Annotated in this window: 20 protein-coding genes and 2 tRNA genes; 5 read left to right on the top strand and 17 right to left on the bottom strand. The window is 28.5% G+C overall.

What is annotated here, in order from left to right:
• Positions 1 to 208 precede the first annotated feature (208 nt).
• The 3 genes from EI91_RS03485 to rplM form a co-directional block, all read right to left on the bottom strand.
• Positions 209 to 285, bottom strand: a tRNA-Ile gene (locus EI91_RS03485).
• A gap of 58 nt (positions 286 to 343) precedes the next feature.
• Complete coding sequence (gene rpsI, locus EI91_RS03480) at positions 344 to 739, bottom strand: 30S ribosomal protein S9 (protein ID WP_036453110.1); 396 nt, start codon at positions 737 to 739, stop codon at positions 344 to 346.
• A 2-nt stretch (positions 740 to 741) separates the two neighbouring features.
• A complete protein-coding gene (rplM, locus tag EI91_RS03475; RefSeq protein ID WP_036453108.1) occupies positions 742 to 1,176 on the bottom strand; it encodes a 50S ribosomal protein L13 in 435 nt (144 codons plus the stop codon).
• A 229-nt stretch (positions 1,177 to 1,405) separates the two neighbouring features.
• Here rplM and whiA point away from each other — a divergent pair, with 229 nt between their 5' ends.
• The gene (gene whiA, locus EI91_RS03470) at positions 1,406 to 2,284 is read left to right on the top strand and encodes a DNA-binding protein WhiA (RefSeq protein ID WP_036453107.1); all 879 of its coding nucleotides are present in this window, start codon (positions 1,406 to 1,408) and stop codon (positions 2,282 to 2,284) included.
• A 24-nt stretch (positions 2,285 to 2,308) separates the two neighbouring features.
• Here the strand turns inward: whiA and EI91_RS03465 are convergent.
• From EI91_RS03465 to EI91_RS03440, 7 genes are all read right to left on the bottom strand, one after another.
• Positions 2,309 to 2,382 (bottom strand) — tRNA-Gly (locus EI91_RS03465).
• A 55-nt stretch (positions 2,383 to 2,437) separates the two neighbouring features.
• Positions 2,438 to 3,034 (bottom strand): transcription termination/antitermination protein NusG, encoded by a 597-nt coding sequence (nusG, locus tag EI91_RS03460; RefSeq protein WP_036453106.1) that lies wholly within the window; start codon positions 3,032 to 3,034, stop codon positions 2,438 to 2,440.
• Positions 3,035 to 3,056: 22 nt separating this feature from the next.
• Positions 3,057 to 3,317 carry a preprotein translocase subunit SecE gene (gene secE, locus EI91_RS03455; protein ID WP_051789196.1) on the bottom strand — a complete coding sequence of 87 codons (261 nt, stop codon included), beginning with the start codon at positions 3,315 to 3,317 and terminating at the stop codon, positions 3,057 to 3,059.
• Positions 3,318 to 3,467 carry a 50S ribosomal protein L33 gene (gene rpmG, locus EI91_RS03645; RefSeq protein ID WP_084178005.1) on the bottom strand — a complete coding sequence of 50 codons (150 nt, stop codon included), beginning with the start codon at positions 3,465 to 3,467 and terminating at the stop codon, positions 3,318 to 3,320.
• Positions 3,468 to 3,493: 26 nt separating this feature from the next.
• Complete coding sequence (locus EI91_RS03450; RefSeq protein ID WP_036453105.1) at positions 3,494 to 4,087, bottom strand: hypothetical protein; 594 nt, start codon at positions 4,085 to 4,087, stop codon at positions 3,494 to 3,496.
• Positions 4,080 to 4,781 carry a 23S rRNA (guanosine(2251)-2'-O)-methyltransferase RlmB gene (gene rlmB / locus EI91_RS03445; protein ID WP_036453103.1) on the bottom strand — a complete coding sequence of 234 codons (702 nt, stop codon included), beginning with the start codon at positions 4,779 to 4,781 and terminating at the stop codon, positions 4,080 to 4,082. The genes EI91_RS03450 and rlmB overlap by 8 nt, the downstream gene beginning before the upstream one ends.
• Before the next feature lie 33 nt (positions 4,782 to 4,814).
• Positions 4,815 to 6,041 (bottom strand): class I tRNA ligase family protein, encoded by a 1,227-nt coding sequence (locus EI91_RS03440; RefSeq protein WP_036453101.1) that lies wholly within the window; start codon positions 6,039 to 6,041, stop codon positions 4,815 to 4,817.
• A gap of 90 nt (positions 6,042 to 6,131) precedes the next feature.
• Between EI91_RS03440 and argS the strand changes: the two genes are divergently transcribed.
• The 3 genes from argS (at position 6,132) to fba (ending at position 9,043) form a co-directional block, all read left to right on the top strand.
• The gene (gene argS / locus EI91_RS03435) at positions 6,132 to 7,781 is read left to right on the top strand and encodes an arginine--tRNA ligase (RefSeq protein WP_036453099.1); all 1,650 of its coding nucleotides are present in this window, start codon (positions 6,132 to 6,134) and stop codon (positions 7,779 to 7,781) included.
• A 102-nt stretch (positions 7,782 to 7,883) separates the two neighbouring features.
• Entirely contained in the window at positions 7,884 to 8,156 is a 273-nt protein-coding gene (rpoE, locus tag EI91_RS03430) for a DNA-directed RNA polymerase subunit delta (RefSeq protein ID WP_036453097.1), read from the top strand.
• Positions 8,157 to 8,176: 20 nt separating this feature from the next.
• Entirely contained in the window at positions 8,177 to 9,043 is an 867-nt protein-coding gene (gene fba, locus EI91_RS03425; protein WP_036453095.1) for a class II fructose-1,6-bisphosphate aldolase, read from the top strand.
• Between the two features lie 14 nt (positions 9,044 to 9,057).
• Here the strand turns inward: fba and EI91_RS03420 are convergent, their stop codons facing one another.
• Complete coding sequence (locus EI91_RS03420; protein ID WP_051789195.1) at positions 9,058 to 10,422, bottom strand: APC family permease; 1,365 nt, start codon at positions 10,420 to 10,422, stop codon at positions 9,058 to 9,060.
• A 223-nt stretch (positions 10,423 to 10,645) separates the two neighbouring features.
• Entirely contained in the window at positions 10,646 to 11,791 is a 1,146-nt protein-coding gene (locus tag EI91_RS03415; RefSeq protein WP_036453112.1) for a YitT family protein, read from the bottom strand.
• A gap of 64 nt (positions 11,792 to 11,855) precedes the next feature.
• Between EI91_RS03415 and EI91_RS03410 the strand changes: the two genes are divergently transcribed.
• A complete protein-coding gene (locus tag EI91_RS03410; RefSeq protein WP_036453093.1) occupies positions 11,856 to 12,836 on the top strand; it encodes an aspartate--ammonia ligase in 981 nt (326 codons plus the stop codon).
• A 55-nt stretch (positions 12,837 to 12,891) separates the two neighbouring features.
• Here EI91_RS03410 and EI91_RS03405 read toward each other — a convergent pair whose 3' ends face one another.
• Genes EI91_RS03405 through gmk form a run of 5 tightly spaced genes read right to left on the bottom strand, consistent with a single transcriptional unit; the run spans position 12,892 to position 16,771 of the window.
• Positions 12,892 to 13,563 (bottom strand): ribulose-phosphate 3-epimerase, encoded by a 672-nt coding sequence (locus EI91_RS03405; protein WP_036453091.1) that lies wholly within the window; start codon positions 13,561 to 13,563, stop codon positions 12,892 to 12,894.
• A 20-nt stretch (positions 13,564 to 13,583) separates the two neighbouring features.
• Positions 13,584 to 14,429 carry a ribosome small subunit-dependent GTPase A gene (gene rsgA, locus EI91_RS03400; protein WP_036453089.1) on the bottom strand — a complete coding sequence of 282 codons (846 nt, stop codon included), beginning with the start codon at positions 14,427 to 14,429 and terminating at the stop codon, positions 13,584 to 13,586.
• Complete coding sequence (locus EI91_RS03395; RefSeq protein ID WP_342666446.1) at positions 14,429 to 15,418, bottom strand: serine/threonine protein kinase; 990 nt, start codon at positions 15,416 to 15,418, stop codon at positions 14,429 to 14,431. The genes rsgA and EI91_RS03395 overlap by 1 nt, the downstream gene beginning before the upstream one ends.
• Positions 15,418 to 16,179 carry a PP2C family protein-serine/threonine phosphatase gene (locus EI91_RS03390; protein ID WP_036453087.1) on the bottom strand — a complete coding sequence of 254 codons (762 nt, stop codon included), beginning with the start codon at positions 16,177 to 16,179 and terminating at the stop codon, positions 15,418 to 15,420. Before EI91_RS03390 ends, EI91_RS03395 begins: the two co-directional genes overlap by 1 nt.
• The gene (gene gmk, locus EI91_RS03385; protein WP_036453085.1) at positions 16,172 to 16,771 is read right to left on the bottom strand and encodes a guanylate kinase; all 600 of its coding nucleotides are present in this window, start codon (positions 16,769 to 16,771) and stop codon (positions 16,172 to 16,174) included. Before gmk ends, EI91_RS03390 begins: the two co-directional genes overlap by 8 nt.
• Positions 16,772 to 17,206 lie beyond the last annotated feature (435 nt).

Here is a 17,206-nt window from a genome sequence, read left to right as displayed (position 1 = left end):
AAAATTGACTGTCATGTATTGTATATATCTAGTTTTCAAAGAACTTTATTTTGCAATTTGTTTGCTTAAATATGATAACATGATTTTTAAAATAACCAAATATTTTTTTAATATTTTTTTATTTTAAAATTTATATTTTATCTATGAATATTTAATTCATTTGTTAAATAAAAAACTCCAAAAGGAGTTAGGTACTTAACGAAGTAAATGGTGCGAACGAATGGACTTGAACCATCGACCTCACGATTATCAGTCGTGTGCTCTAACCAGCTGAGCTACGCTCGCATATGTATATCTATTATACAACATTTTGTAAAATAGATAACTAAATTATTAAAATAAATTAACGTTTTGAGAATTGTCTTGCACGACGTGCAGCACGAAGACCTGGTTTTTTACGTTCTTTAGCTCTTGCATCTCTTGTTAACATACCAGCAGCTTTTAAAACTGAACGGTAATCTGAACTTGCTTCTAATAAAGCACGTGCGATACCTAATCTGATAGCACCAGCTTGACCGCTAAGTCCACCACCAAGTACATTAACTGAAACATCAAATTGTCCAACAGTTTCTGTTAAAACAAATGGTTGATTAGCATCTTTTAAATAAATGTCTGAAGTTAAATATTCACGTGCATCACGGTTATTGATAACAAATTTACCTGAACCAGCAGTTAATCTTACACGTGCAACAGATGATTTTCTTCTTCCTAAACCACGATATAATACTTGATTTGACATAATTATTTAACCTCTAATCTTTCTGGATTTTGTGCTTCATGTTTGTGAGTTGGTCCTGCATATACAAATAAATTACGACGTTGTTTATTACCTAATTTTGTATGAGGTAACATACCACTAACAGCTTTTTCTACTAAAGCTGTAGGTCTTTTAGCTCTTAATTTTGCAGCAGTAATGCTTTTTAATCCACCAGGGAAACCTGAGTGTGAGTAATAAATTTTATTTTCTTCCTTTTTAGCAGTTAAAAGAACTTTTTCTGCATTAATAATAATAACATTATCACCCGTATCTGCATTTGGTGTAAAAGTAGCTTTATTTTTACCTCTAAGTACTGTTGCAACATATGCTGCTAAACGTCCTAAAACTTGTCCTTCAGCATCGATAACATATCATTTTTTATCAGCAGTTTGATTGTTGATAATTGTAGTTTGTCTCATGATATCCTCCTACGTTAATTTTTATATAAAATGAATATACTTCATTAAATGCTATATTATTATAACATACAAGCAAAAAAATAAAAACAAAAGTTTAAAATTATTAGTATGTTTTTAAATTAGTTTTTTAATTGTTTGCTTAAAATAAATAATATATTTTTTTGCGAAAAAATGAAAAAAATAACTTGTTTTTATTTATCTTATTTATAATAATTTAACTATGAGAAAAATGCAAGCAAATAAAAGTTCGTTTTCTTGAGAAATAAAAAAAGAAATAATAAATAATACAACTACTAAAAATGAAATAACAGCTTTTTTAAACGGTTTAATATATTCTAATGCAATTTATTCAGAAAATGGCTACACTTTACAAATTAAGAATCAGTACATTTTGGATAAATTGTTTACAAAGTTAGATAAAATACAAGTCTCTTATACAAAAAGTAAAACAGCTAAAACGAAATTTTTTATATCAAAAAATAATTTTAAGCTTAAAGCGGAAATTAATTTTCAAGACTATTTGACTTTTTTCTTTGCGGGTGTATTTTGTGGGAGCGGAAATATATCATCTCGTTCCTCAACTTCTTATCACCTCGAGATATCATCACATTATTATGAAAATATTATTAAAATTATGAATAAATTAAATTTATATGAATTTAATTTCCAATATTTTCAAAGAAACTCAAAACATATTATTTATGTAAAAAAACAAGACAAACTACTTGATTTTTTATCCGCTATAGGTGCTAAAAAATCATGGTTTAATTTACAAAATTGAAGAATTCAGAAAGACTTCGAAAACGTTTCAAATCGTATAAATAATATTGACATTAGTAATATTCAAAAAATTGCAAAAAGCTCTTTAAAACATATAAAAAATATCACTTATTTATTCGAACATAATTTAGAAAGCTGTTTTAGTGAAAATGAATTAGTGTTTTTTAATTTAAAATTAGAAAATAAATGATCTTCTTTATCTGAGCTTTCTGAAATATTATCAATTCAGCATAATATTGTAATTTCTAAAAGCGGTTTAAACCACTGATTAAGAAAACTAAATACAATTGTTGAAATAGATAAAACAGAAAATAAAAAATCAGAGTAAAACTCTGACGGACAATTTATGATATGGAGCGAGTGAAGGGAATCGAACCCTCACAGTCAGCTTGGAAGGCTGAAGTTCTACCATTAAACTACACTCGCATTTTATACTTGCTTATTAATTATATCAAGATATTTTTAATAAGCAAGTATTTTTTTATTCACTTGGTTTAAGTAAATCTAAATTAAGTTCAACACTTGTTTTTTTACCAAATGTTTTTAATAAAATTGTAGCTTCATTAGTATCTAAATTTAATTTTTCAATTGGTCCAACTTCACCTTTATATGGACCATCAGTAACTTCAACTAAATCTCCAACTTGAAGTGCTAATAAGTTTTTACCGATATTGAATAAATTGATAGCTTCTTGCTCTGCACGAGACATTTTACGAATTTCTAAATTACTTAATGGTGTAGGTTTAGCACCCTTACCTGATGAACCAACTAAACCTGTAACATACTGAGTGTTACGGATAACGAATCAAGCTTTATCAGTCATGTCCATTTTTGCAAAAATATAACCAGGATATAAATTAACTCATTTAACTTTAAATGAATCTCCATGAATCTTATTTTCTAATTCTTTAGCAGTTAAAGTTGGTCTTTTAAAAATTCTAAAAGGTCCATTTTCAGTTGCTTGTAAGTCAAAATTTTCTTCTACTTGTTCTGCAAAAATTCTGTTATTTAATGCTTCAACAACATTATCTTCTTTACCTCTAATTGTTGAAATCATGTATCACTTAAATGTATTCATATTTACACCTTCTTTTTTATCTCTAATTTCCTGTAGCAATGCCTATCTGACTTCATAAAGATTGAAATCCAATTGAAATAGCATAAACAAAAAGCACAAAAATTATTGTAAAAATCAAAATTTTTATAAAGTTTTTTCAATTAGTTGAAGCACTTGGTCAACGAACTCTTTTAATGTCTTTAGCAATTCTACGAAAGAAAAATCTTTTTTGCTTACCTTTACGTTGTTGAATTTCTTCATAAGAATAAGCTTTAGTATTTTCTAGTTTATTTTTTTTAAACATTTAAATTTCTTCCTTGTGTAAAGTATGTCTGTTGCAATGTGGGCAAAATTTTTTCACTTGCATACGAGCATCATTACCAGAACTTTTATTTTTTACGTAATTTTTCTTTTTGCATTCTTGACATGCGATTGATACTTTATTGCTAATCATAATATATATTGTAACACATCAATTTTTTAAGAAATTATTTTATTTTTGATTTTTTCTAAAATTGAATTTCTTTTTTGTGTAGTTAAATGATCGTCATTCTCATTCTTTAAATAGTTGGTTAAAAATTTTCTTTCTTGTTCGTTAAGTTTTGCTAAAACTTTTTGCTTTAATAACTCATAATCATAAACTTTAGATAAGTTACCTTGTTGATATAAATAAATATAGAGATTATTAAAGTAAGTTTTTGTATATCGATTAGAAGCTAAATTACGTTCAAATTTAGCTTGCTGATTATTGTTTTTATTAAAATAATTAAGAACTTTTAATTTTAAATTCATTCAGAAATAATGTGAAAATTCTTTTCCTTCTTTATGAATTTTTAATTTTAAATAATCCTGAATACTTGATAAAGTATTAGCTAAAATTTGATTATAAATTTCTTCATAATCGAAAGTTTCACTTCCTAACATTCTTTTAATTTTATGAGCTAAAATTTGAATATTGCTAAGGTGATAAACTTCAAAGTTATAAACGATTTTTTCTACTGTTACATGTTTAGTTTCTGTTAAATGAAAAAAATCTAAAACATTATTTGGTAATTCAATATATTTTCTACTCATTTTGCTGTTTGATGAAATCAAAAAGAATAATTCCAGTAGCAACAGAAACATTTAAAGATTGCACTGTTCCAAACTGTTTAATATACACACTTTGATCGATAACTGAAAGAACACTTTTTGATACACCTGTCCCTTCATTTCCCATAACTATTAAACTAGGAAAATTGTATTTAACATCTGTGTGTGGTACTGCCTTTTCATCCAAAGTAGTAGCATAAGCTCAATAACCTTTTTTTTGCAATTTAGTGATTGTAGCACTTAAGCTGTTAACTTTATAAAAGCTTAGTCCAACAAAACCACCTGAAGAAATCTTAAGTACAGTCGAAGAATTTATGTCTGCAGCATTATCTTTAGGTAAAATTATGTCTTTAATCCCAGCTGCATTTGCAGTTCTAATAATAGCACCTAAATTATGCGGATCTTGAATATGATCTAAGACTAATACAGCATTAGGTTTCTTTTTAATAAGCAGATTAATATCACTTGTTTCAATTGGTTTAATTAAAGCTAAAAATCCTTGGTGGTTTTCTTTTGTTAAATTTCTGAAAAAATTTAAATCTTTGACTTCATAACTGGTTTTTGCAGGTAAATATTTAGCATTTTCTTCATTTAATAAATAAACTTTTTCAACTTTTAGATTGTTTGCAAGAGCTTCTAATACGGAGTTTTTACCACACATTAATAATTGTTTCATTTTTTTACCTCAAAAATTCCTTTTTTAGTTCTTTTATAGTATTTCAGCTTCAAGCAGGATTTTACGTAATAAATCTGATTCTTCATATTTTTTGTTCGCGACTAGTTCTTTTCAAGTTTCAAAAATATCTAAATGCTTTTGATACTCAAAATTAAGAAAATCGTAACCTAAAATATTAAAAACAGAAACTAAATCTTTTAAATCGTCCGCTTTTTGTTCACGGTTAATACTTTTTAGTAAACTATTAATTTTAGCGTTAAAATCACTAAAGCGGCAATTATAAATGCTTTGAATTAAATCTTTAACATTCTCTGAATCGTATATTTTTGTTACATCAATTTTGTTTTGAAAAGCAAGGAAATAACACTTTTTGATTTTTTGATGCATTTTTTTAACATTGTTTACTAAATTATCATCTAAATTGATAATGCCAGTTAGGCTATTAAGCAAGAAAAAAGTCTTTAAGTAATCTGCAGGATACTGCTTTAAAAAGTCTTTAGCTAAAATTACGTTTTGTAAAGATTTAGACATTTTTTCACCATTAAGATTTAACTGACCTGCACGAAGTCATTTTTTAGTTAATTCCACTTTGTTTAAAGCAAAATACTGAATATTTTCGTTTTCGTGGTGAGGAAAAGTTAAGTCCATTCCTCCGCCATGAATATCAATTCCGTTTGTACCAAAGTTTTTTTGAATTAAAGCAGCACACTCAGTATGTCATCCAGGTCTACCAGCACCAAAACTTAAATCATATTTAATTCCAACTTCTGTATTTTTTCATAAAGCAAAATCTGCAGCAAAACGTTTAGAATATTTTTCATCTTCAAAAATCATGTTTGTAATTTTTTGATTTGATACGGTACCGTAGTTGTCCTCGTTTTTCTTTACATCAAACCAAACATTATTTCGGTTATCTATATAAGCATTTTCTGTTTTTAAAAGTTGTTGAATAAATGTTTCAATTGTACTTAAATTTTCAGTTACTAGTTCAATTTTTGAAATTGTATCAACATTAAAGCTTTTTAAAAGTGCTAAATATCTGTCAGTATATTTTTGTGCTACTTCTTGCTCTGAAATTTTTAAATTTAAAGCACGATTAATAATTTTGTCATCTATATCAGTAATATTATGAACAAAATAAAAATCAACACCCAGATATCTGGCAGCTTTTAGTATTAAATCTACAGTTAAAATTGGACGCAAGTTTCCAATATGCACATCATTATATACTGTTGGTCCACAAACATAAATTTTTTTCATAACTTATTTATTATAATTTCTTTTAATTAAAAAGTGATATTAAAAATAATTTTTAATATAATAAATTTACTTAAAGAAAGAAGGAGCGAAATGACTTTAAAACAATCAGTAAAACAAGAAATTATTTCTGTAGTTGAGAATCTACAAAAAGAGGGTTTTTTTACCGAAGATTTTGATGCTAGTAAATTAGTTTTCAATTTAAATGAAGCAAAAGTACCTGAAAAGTTAAACGAAAACTTTGTCGCTTATGATTATGCAACAAACATCGCTTTTATTGTAAAACAATTCAAGAAAGCTGCGCCATTAGAAATAGCAAAACAAATTGCTGATAAATTACTAAAAAATAAATTATTCCAAGTTGTTGATGTAGCAATGCCAGGATTTATCAATATTCAACTTTCTAATTATGCTTTTTTAAGTGTTGTTACAAAAGTAATAGATGAAAAAAATAACTACGGTACAAATATAGTTAAGCCTGAAAAAATTAATGTTGAATATATTTCAGCTAATCCAACTGGATTTTTACACGTTGGTCACGCACGTGGTGCTTGTTATGGTGATGCTCTTGTTCGTATTTTTCGTCACGCTGGACACCAAGTTGAAAGCGAATATTATGTAAATGATGCAGGAAATCAAATTAATGTGCTTGGTAATTCTGCAAAAGTTCGTTATCTTGCTTTATTTGGAATCGAACAAGAAATGCCAGAAGAATGCTATCGCGGAGCAGATATCATTTGAGCTGCACAGCAAGTAAAACAAATTTATGGTGATAAATTTTTACCTTTTACTGACGAACTTTTTGAAGAATTTAAAAATGTTTTAGTAGAAATACTTTTAAACAAAATCAAAGATGACATCGCAAAACTTAATATTCACATTGACACTTTTTCAAGTGAAAAAGCAGTTAAAAAAGCAGGACTCACTCAAAAAGTGATTAAACAACTTGCTAAAGATACTTATATGCAAGATAGAGCATTATTTTTAAGAACTACTGATTATGGAGATGATAAAGATCGTGTTTTAGTTAAAAGTGATGGCTCAGATTCATACTTACTTCCTGATATTGCTTATCATGAAACTAAATTTGCTAAAGCTGATAAATTAATCAATATTTGAGGTGCCGATCATAGCGGATATATTGCACGGGTAAAAATTGCGATGGAATGCTTAGGACATAACCCAGAAAACTTGGACATTTATACTATCCAACTTGTTAGATTAATTAAAGAAGGACAAGAATTTAAAATGTCAAAACGTGCTGGTACTAGCGTAACATTGCAAGATTTAATGGAAGTTGTTTCTCCAGATGCTATTAGATTTACTATGTTAACTAGAGAAATCAATAATAAATTTGATTTTGATATTGATTTTGCTAACTCAAAAGATACAAGTAATCCTGTTTTTATTGTCCAATATTCTCACTCACGTAGTGTTAGCTTAATTAATAAATTAAAACCATATTCAACTCATGAAATCATTTACACAGATAAAGCCAAAAAAATCATTTTATTACTTGATGAATTCCCTGAATTAATTAAAACTATCGTTCAAACTGGAAAAGTTAATTTAATGAGTCAATTTTTAATTAATTTAGCAAAACAATTTAACAGTTTTTATTCAGAAACCAAATTACTTGGACATCCAAACGAAGCCCAATACGCTGCCTTAGTTTTCGCAACAAAAATTGTTTTATCACTTGGATTAAACTTAATTGGTGTCTCAGCTCCTGAAAGTATGTAAAATGTGGAATACTTTCCAGTTAAATTTAAAATTTAAACTTTTTTAAACCACTTAAAACTTTAAAAAACTATATTATAATATCAGTATTGTGAAAGGACTAATATGAAAACAAAAACAATGCTAGAAATTGCGATTGAAACAATTTCAGAAGATACCTTGAAACCATTTACTTTTGATCAACTTTTTGAAATCGTTGAAGCAGAACTGAAAGACAAGTGAATCGATACACTTGAAGATAGATTTTCTGACGAACAATATCAAAAAGTACGTACAAGAAAAATGGGAGAACTTTATAGACTTTTAACAGTTGATAAAAGATTTTCAAGAAATAGCGATGGCACATGACAAAGTGCAACATACGAAATATATAAATAATTTCATAAAAGGAGAGAAATATGGCATTAGTAAACGCAACAGAAATGCTTAAAAAAGCAAAACAAGGAAAATACGCTGTTCCTCACATTAACATTAACAACCTTGAATGAGCTAAAGCGGTATTATTAACAGCTCAAGAAGAAAATTCACCAGTTATTATTGCAACAAGTGAAGGTGCTCTTAAATACATGGGAGGATTTAATGTTGTTGGTGGAATGGTACTTGGATTAATTAAAGACTTAAACATTACAGTACCAGTTGCATTACACCTTGATCACGGTTCATACGAAGGATGTAAAAAAGCAATTGAAAACGAAGCTTATACTTCTATTATGTTTGACGGTTCACATTTCCCATTTAACGAAAACTTTGAAAAAACACAAGAATTAGTTAAATTAGCAAAATCAAGAAACATGTCAATGGAAGCTGAAGTTGGAACAATCGGTGGAGAAGAAGACGGTATCGTTGGAAATGGTGAATTCGCTGATCCAGAAGAAGCTAAAAAAATGGCAGAACTTGGAATTGATGTTTTAGCTGCTGGAATTGGAAACATTCACGGTCCATACCCTACATCTTGAAAATCACTTAGTTTTGAAACATTAGAAAAAATTTCTCAAGCTGCTGGAATTGGAATTGTACTTCACGGAGGAAGTGGTATTCCAACAGAACAAATTCAAAAAGCAATTAGCTTAGGAATTACAAAAATTAATGTTAACACAGAACTTCAACAATCAAATCACGCTGCTTTAAGAGCCTACATCGAAAGCGGTAAAGACTTAGAAGGTAAAAACTTTGACCCTAGAAAACTTTACAAACCAGGTTTTGAAGCTATGTGTGAAACTGTAAGAGCTAAAATTAGAGAATTTGGTTCAAACAACAAAGCTTAATGAAATAAAAAATTCTAGCTTAGGCTAGAATTTTTCTTTGCTCTTTGCTTTAATTTTCAATTTGCTCAGTAAATAGAAATTCCTAATAAGTTGCTCATTACAAAAGCAATTAATATTATTGCATTTTCAACCATAAACTTTTGTCCAACTATTGGTGGAATAAAGTTTGCTAAAAGCACTACTAATATTAAAATAATTGAATAATAGTATAAGAACTGCTCATATCAAGGAATTGCTTTAATTTGCTTGCGATAAGCTAAAATTAGTGCTGTAATAAATGTTCCTAAGTATTGAACTAAAAATGCAATCGTTCCAATCGAAATTACTTTTTGGAAATACTGAATTTGATCATTTTGAATAATCAGTGGTAGTAAAGAAAATAAAACTAACGAAACTACTGTTAAAGCAAAATTAAATCAAATTGCATTTTTATATTCACCCTTTTTTTCAACACCAAAAGCTGATGGTAAGTAACCCGCTTGACTAAGCGAAGCTAACGCTCGACTATAACCGATTGTGCTTGTCAAAGTAGAAGCAATGTTATAAGTAATAATATAAATAGCAAATAGTACTTGTCCAAAAACACCAAAACTAATACGGTATAAATATAAAAAGGCGTTAGATGAATTTTCAATTAAATTAGTAGAACCAATTAGTAAGTAACCAATAATATAAAAAGTAAAGACAAATAAGAAAATAACCATCATAACTTTTTTGAAATTTTTAGTTTTCACATCCTTGCTTAAAGTAGGTATAGTTTCAATACCACCAAAAGCAAACATAAAATAAAGTACATTCGTTAAAATTAAATAAGTATCTACTGATTTTCCAGCTGCAGTATTAAAATTTTCTAATAAAAGTTGCTCTTTGCAGGCTAAAATAATTAAACCTACAAAACCTATAATTAATACAGCTCATTTAATAAAAATATTCACAAAAATCATTTTTTTAGAAACTTTTAAACCTAAAGAAGCTGAAAAAATTAGCAATATAAAAATTGTAATCGAAACAACTCTGACAATATTAATATAAGTTTCATTTTCAGTAAAGACTCTTGCCGCTTGAGTTAAAAATAAAGTACCACTACCAGCATAAAGCGGACCTTGAATATACTGATTTCAACCCACAAAAAATGCAAATGGTTTATTTTTTACCTTTGTAGCATAACTGAAACTGCTTCCAAGTTCATTAGGGTATTCATTAAGTAGCCTACTAAAAACCAGTGCCACTCCCAGTGCCATTAAGGAAACTAAGAAAATTATTAAAATTCCATAATATCCATAAGTAGTAATATCGCTAATAGTTGCCACAAAACCAAAACCAATAATATAGTTAATTCCCAACAGTGCAAAAGTTTTTGAGTTAAACATTTTTGACATATGTTTTTTTCCTTTTTTTTAATTTATTTAATTAAAAAGTTAATTTTTAAATCCAAAATAATTAAAAAATTAACTTTTTGTTTTTTAAGGTAACTTAAAAAGTATATCAATAAAACTAAGATTTAACGAATAAAAAATGATTTTTATAATTAAATTTTTCTTTTTAAGTTTTTTATAAATCAGATAGTAAAGAAAAATTGACAGCAAAGCTATCAATTTAGGATTATTCTTCAATAAACATATATCCATCACCTTTTTTAATATCTACAAGGCAAATTAATAAATTATTATCTAATCTTTTTGATAAATCAAATAAATAAGCAGCATCTAAAAACTGAGTATTTGTAGTAATTAAAAAAGTTTCTTTTTTAGAGTAAGCACCAATTACCGTATGTACTGAAAAAGCAAATGGACGATTTGAAGCATCGTTAATTTGGTTAATTAACTCAAAAGGATTTTTTGTATAAATTTGTGTTTGTACTAATTTATATTTAGGATAAAGCACGTCCACTACAAGTGCATTAGCTAAAATCATTAACATACCAGAAACAAAATTTGGGTTGAAAAATAAATTTAAATTTCATGCTTTTGCTGGGATTGAATTTACTAAATCACCTTGCAGATGATTTAAAGCTAGCGAAGCTGGTATATAAGTTCCAATTAAGTTAGCAAAAGCAAGTGATAAGATATTTAAAATAAAGAAAACAGAACCAATTTCTTTGAGCTTAACTTTAGCAATATACATTCCAAAAATATCAAAACCACCTGTACTTCCACTTAAAATAATTACTGAAACAGCAGCTAATCCTTGTAAAATACCTCAACATAATGAATATAAGAAAACAGCTACTTGCTTGCTGCTATCCGCAGTAAAGTCTCATAAAATAATTCTAACTTCATTAACAATAAAGATATCAGGACTTTTATACATTAAATCACTAAAAATAAACACTTTGTCAATATGTGGGATGAAACCAAAAATAATACCAAACAAAGTAAAAACAGCAATATAATAACACGAAAATCAAGTAAAACGTTTCGAAATTCTAAAATATGATAAAACCAGTAACGGAATGTTTAAAATAAAATAAATTAATCAGAAACAAATATTAAAAACAATATAACCGATTGTCTTATCTTCAAATAAGAAATAAGCTAAATTACCAATTCCTTGACCAACAGCTTCTAATCCTAAAGCGTATAAACCAGTATTTTGCAGTAATAGAACACCGGCAAAAGACATAAAAATAGCAATAACCGTAATTACAAGTAGTTTCTGTCAAGTTTTCTGAATATGGTATAAAAAACCAAACATTAAAACACTACTTTTAATTCTCCTACGTGTATAAGTTTTTTTCTGTAATTCCATAGCTTTATTATATTTTTTTATTTGTTTCTTAAAAGCTTTTTTTATAATTGTATAAAGGAAAATTATGTACATACCCAAATTAAGTATTAGACAAACACAAAGTGCAATTCAAGATTTAAAACAGATTTTTCAAGAAGAGCTCAAAAAGAACTTAAATTTGACTAGAGCGACTGCGCCACTTTTTGTAGCTCAAAAAACCGGTTTAAATGATGGTCTATCTGGTGAACAACCAGTTTGATTTTATCCCAAAGATAGCGATGAAAGACTAGAAGTTGTTCATTCATTAGCAAAATGAAAAAGATACGCTTTAATGCAATACCATTTTGCTCCATATGAAGGACTTTATACTGATATGAATGCAGTTCGTCGAGAGGAACAACTCGATCATCTTCATTCATACTACGTTGATCAATGAGACTGAGAAAAAGTAATTCTTGCAAAAGATCGTAATTTAGATTTTCTAAAATTAACAGTTAACCAAATTTTTGAGGCTTTAAAAGCTACTAAGGAAAGATTACAAAAGCTATATCCTGCTTTAAAAAACAACCTTCCTGATTCAGTTTTCTTTATTTCTGCTCAAGAATTAGAAGATTTATATCCCAACAATACAATTGAGGAAAGAGAAAATTTAATTACAAAAGAAAAGCAAGCTGTCTTTATTTATCAAATTGGCTACCCATTAAAAAGCAATCTAATTCATTCTAAACGTGCATTTGACTATGATGATTGAAATTTAAATGGTGATTTAATTTTATATTCACCAGTTTTAGATAGAGCGATAGAACTTTCATCAATGGGAATTCGTGTTGATCAAAACTCAATTGTTAAGCAAAGTCAAATGTCAGCTGAACAACTATTAAAATTATCACCATATCACGCTAGCGTAGTTAATCAAAAATTACCACTAACAATTGGTGGTGGAATTGGTCAATCACGTGTAAGTATGTTACTACTTGAAAAAGCACACATTGGTGAAGTGCAAGCTAGCTACTGACCTGATGAATACCGAGAAGAAATGAAAAAAGAAGGAATTGAATTATTATAAGTGTGAAATTAAATCACACTTTTTTATTAAAAAATCACAGCCTAGCTGTGAATTTTTAATTTTTCTTCGCGAATTTTCCAAGTACACTGTCAATTTTTTCTTTTGTAGGTTCAAAAACTAAGTAAGTACCTGCAACGCAAGCATCAGCACCAGCAGCAAAAGCTTCTGGCCCTGTTTCGCCATTAATTCCACCATCAACTTGAATTAAATAATCGTATCCATTTTGAATCCGAATTTGTTTTAACTGAGCGATTTTATCTAGTGCCATTGGCATAAATTTTTGACCACCTTTACCTGGCTCAACTGACATAACCAAAACTAGAGCAAGACGATCTAAATAAGGCTTAACTGCTTCGACTTTTGTTTCAGGTTTAATTGCTAAACCAATTTTTAATTCTGCTGAATTTTCAGTTAAAAATTCATCAAACTTTTCTTCATCATCCATGATTGCTTCGTAATGGAAAGTTATGATATCGCAGCTATCTTTAACAGAATCAACATGTGAATATGGATCGACAGTCATCAAGTGAGCATCCTTAATGTGTTTAAGGCCTTCACTGTTAATTTTTGCAATTTCACTTGGTAAAATTGCAGTGTTAGGAACGAATTCACCATCCATAATATCATAATGAATTCATTTAATTCCGTTGCTAACTAAAGTGTCAGCTACTTCTAATCTACGTTCTGGTTCAACATTTAATAAACTTGGTGTAACATATTTTTTCATTTTTTCTCCATAAGATATACTTATTTATCTAATTCTGATTGTAATTTAACGTAATTTTGGTATCTAAAATCTGGTATCAAGCTTGTTCCAATTTGTTGTTTAACTGCACAAAACTTTTCTGGCTCTTCTAGGTGTAAACATGAACGGAACTTACAAGTTTTAGCTAAATTTTTAAAACTTTCGAAACTTTGAGCAAGCTCAATTTTGTTCATATTTAACTCTAAAGATGAAAAACCAGGTGTATCGATTAAGTAACCAGCATTAAAGCTTATTGCTTTGACAACTCTTGTAGTATGTTTCCCTCTTCCTAGAGCTTTTGAAATTGCTTGTGTTTCAAATTTATGATCAGCAAGATAATTTAAAGTAGTTGTTTTTCCAACTCCACTTTGACCCATAAAAACCGAATACATATTTTTAAAATATGGTGTTATTTCTTTTTGATATTCTGGTTTGGTATTATTAAGTAAAAATACTTGATAACCCATTTTAGAATATAATTGGTAAATTTCTTGTGTTTTTTGACTATCTAAATCCACTTTTGTCAGACAAATAAAAGGTTTAATTGCTTTTTGTTCAATTATTGCTAAATATTTGTCTACTAAATAAGGTTGAAATTCAGGTTCCTTAATAGACATAAAAATAAACATTTGATCAATGTTGGCTACTTTCGGACGAATAAACTCATTTTTACGCGGTAAAATTTCAGTAATTAAATTATCGCTCACATTAACAAAATCACCTACAATTGGAGTTTGCTTTAAAAAACGCAGCTTACCAGCAGCTGGCAGTTTAATTTCTAAATTTTCCTCAATAGAAAATAAAGTGTAAATTCCACCAACAACACTATGAATGCGATATTTTTTCATTATAAAAATACCACCAATAATGAAACAATTGTAATAATTACAGCAATCAAAACAATAGCAGAAACTAGAAAAACATTTGAATTAATCAAATCTGCTAATGTTTTTTTAGATTGCATAGTCTTTGCTGATAAAGGTTTTTCTAAAAATCTCTCTTTACTTAAACAAGTATTCAAATCTTCAATAAAGTCTCAAACATCTTTATAACGATCGTTTGGGTTTTTTGCAGTCGCTCTAATAATCACATTAGCTAAAGATTGTGGAATGTCACGGTGATTTCTTGGATCTGGAAAAGTATTGCGTCTATGCATTAAAATAGTTTGAGCTTCAGCTTCACCTTCAAATGGATATTTTCCAATTAACATTTCATATAACACTATACCGAGAGCATAAATATCTACAGCTGGTGTAATTTTAGCGTTTTTAACTGAAAGTTCAGGCGCTGCATAATAAGGACTACAAACAACTGCATTAGTTTTAGTTAAACGTTGTGATTCTTTTGAAAGCGAAATTCCAAGATCAACAACTTTGACCTCTTGAGCATCAGTGATTAAAATATTTTGTGATTTAATATCACGGTGAATAATTCCGTTAGCATGTAGCTCACCAATTGCTTCAGCAATTTGACGTGCATAATAAACAGCATGCCTAACCGGGAGACGCTGATTATCTAAAATCACCTTATGTAAGGTTACACCAGAAATATATTCCATTACATAATATTGCTCACGATCATCTTCGTAGTAATCAAATAAATGTGGAATATTTTTGCAGTGCAGCTTGCTAAGTAGTTTTCTTTCTGCTATAAAACGATTTAAATTAGTTTCATTTAAATCATTATTACGATATTTTAAAGCGTAATGCTGCTTATCCAAAATGTTTTGCACAAGGTAGACAATTCCCATTCCACCTTTACCGATAATAGATTTTAATTCATATTTATTAAAAACCGTAGAGTTAGCAATAATGTTGTTATTTTGCATTTTAGACATTATAGTTCACCTTTCTGATTAAAATCTATAACTAGTGCACTCATATTGTCATTTGATTGATTAATTACAGCCTGATTAATAAGCTTTTTAACTATTTGTTCAGGTTCTAAATCTTGCTTAACTAAAAATTCCAATTCATTTAAAAATAAAAATTCATGAATTCCATCAGAAGTTAAAAGTAACTTTTCAATTTTTTGATAACTGGTTTCATTAAAATCATAAATTTTAACCGTAGTTGAAATTTTAGGCCCAAGTGCACTTGTTAAATGACGCGCATTTGGCAATTGATGTGCTAATTCTAAGTTTGTACCTTTTTCAATTAATGAATTCGCTACATTTTGATCTTTAGTAATTTGAATTAACTCTAAATTTGAAGTATAAACGTAAGCTCGCGAATCACCTGAATTAAATACAAAAAATTTCTTACTATCAGGAATAATTAAAGTAGCCACTAAAGTAGTACCCATATTAGCTTTAGAATAATCATTTTCAGCTGCTTTACGCAAAGCTAACTTAGCTTTTTCAATCGCACCACCAATTCAGTTTTTGGTTTGAATTGTGTCAATATAATCAAAACTTTCTTGAAATTCAAACGCTAAAGTATTTACAACAACACTTGCAGCAAAATCACCACCTTGATGTCCACCCATTCCGTCACAAAGCACTGCTAGAATATTATTATTTTTTGAAAAAATACCAACGCGATCATCATTTTTAGGACGAATGTCACCTTTTGATGATTCAGCATAATACTTAAGCAAGTTTAAGCTCCTTGTGTAAAATTTGTCTAATTTCTTCAGCAGCACGTTCTGGTACATCATTAATGATTTTGTATCTAAAAATTTCAGATTCTTGAATTTCAGTTTGAGCTTTTTCCAGTCTTTTCTTTAATGTTTCTTCGTTTTCAGATCCACGCTTTAAAATTCGAGTACGTAAATCTTCCATTGTAGGAGGCAGCACAAAAATAGTAATTAAATTATACTTATCACCATCTTTTGAAAGTTTCTCAATAACTTGTTTTGCTCCTTTGGTTTCTATTTCTAACATTGGAACTTTATTTTTATTATGAATTTTATCTAATTCAGAATAAAGTGTTCCGTAGTAGTTACCAAGGTGATAAGAAAATTCGATAAATTTAAAATGCTTTAATTTATCTCTAAATTCGTCAACATCAATAAAATAGTAATGAATGCCGTGAATTTCTCCTTCACGTCTCTTTCTGGTAGTCGCAGAACAAGACAGAGAAAGGTTTAGTTCATCAAAATCGAAAAGCAGTCTTTCGATTGTACCTTTCCCAACACCACTAGGTCCACTAAAAATAATAATCGGTTTCTTTTCAGCTGTCTTATTCATAATTAAAAATTATTATAGCATTTTTATTTTTGTTATGTTTATTAAAAAACTTTTTGTCAAATTTTTTGCTGAAAATTCTTTTTTCTTGAAATTTTGATTGTGTCAAGTAAAGGTTACTTATTAGGAATACGAAAGAGCAAAATTCTCTTTTGTTACACCAATATTCTAACAACTTTTTAAAATACACCCAAGCTTTTTCTAAAAAAAGTTAATTTTTTGTTTATTTGCGAAAGAAAATTACGGTTACAGTCTGTAACCGTGAAATTTTGTTTCACTTAGGTTATGTTTTGTCTAAAAACACTAAAAAGTATTCGTAACTAGGTTTGTTGCAGTTTTTCGCGCGCGTGCACGCGTACGCACTTTTAAGTATCCTAGAAAGCACGTGCAACATTTTCTGACGAAATGGTGGACTAATTAATATATATATATATATAT

The organism is Mycoplasma buteonis, assembly GCF_000733865.1.
Lineage (GTDB): Bacteria > Bacillota_I > Bacilli_A > Mycoplasmatales > Metamycoplasmataceae > Mycoplasmopsis > Mycoplasmopsis buteonis.
The sequence above is the reverse complement of the archived record's forward strand: the minus strand, read 5'-3'. Positions and strand labels throughout refer to the sequence as shown.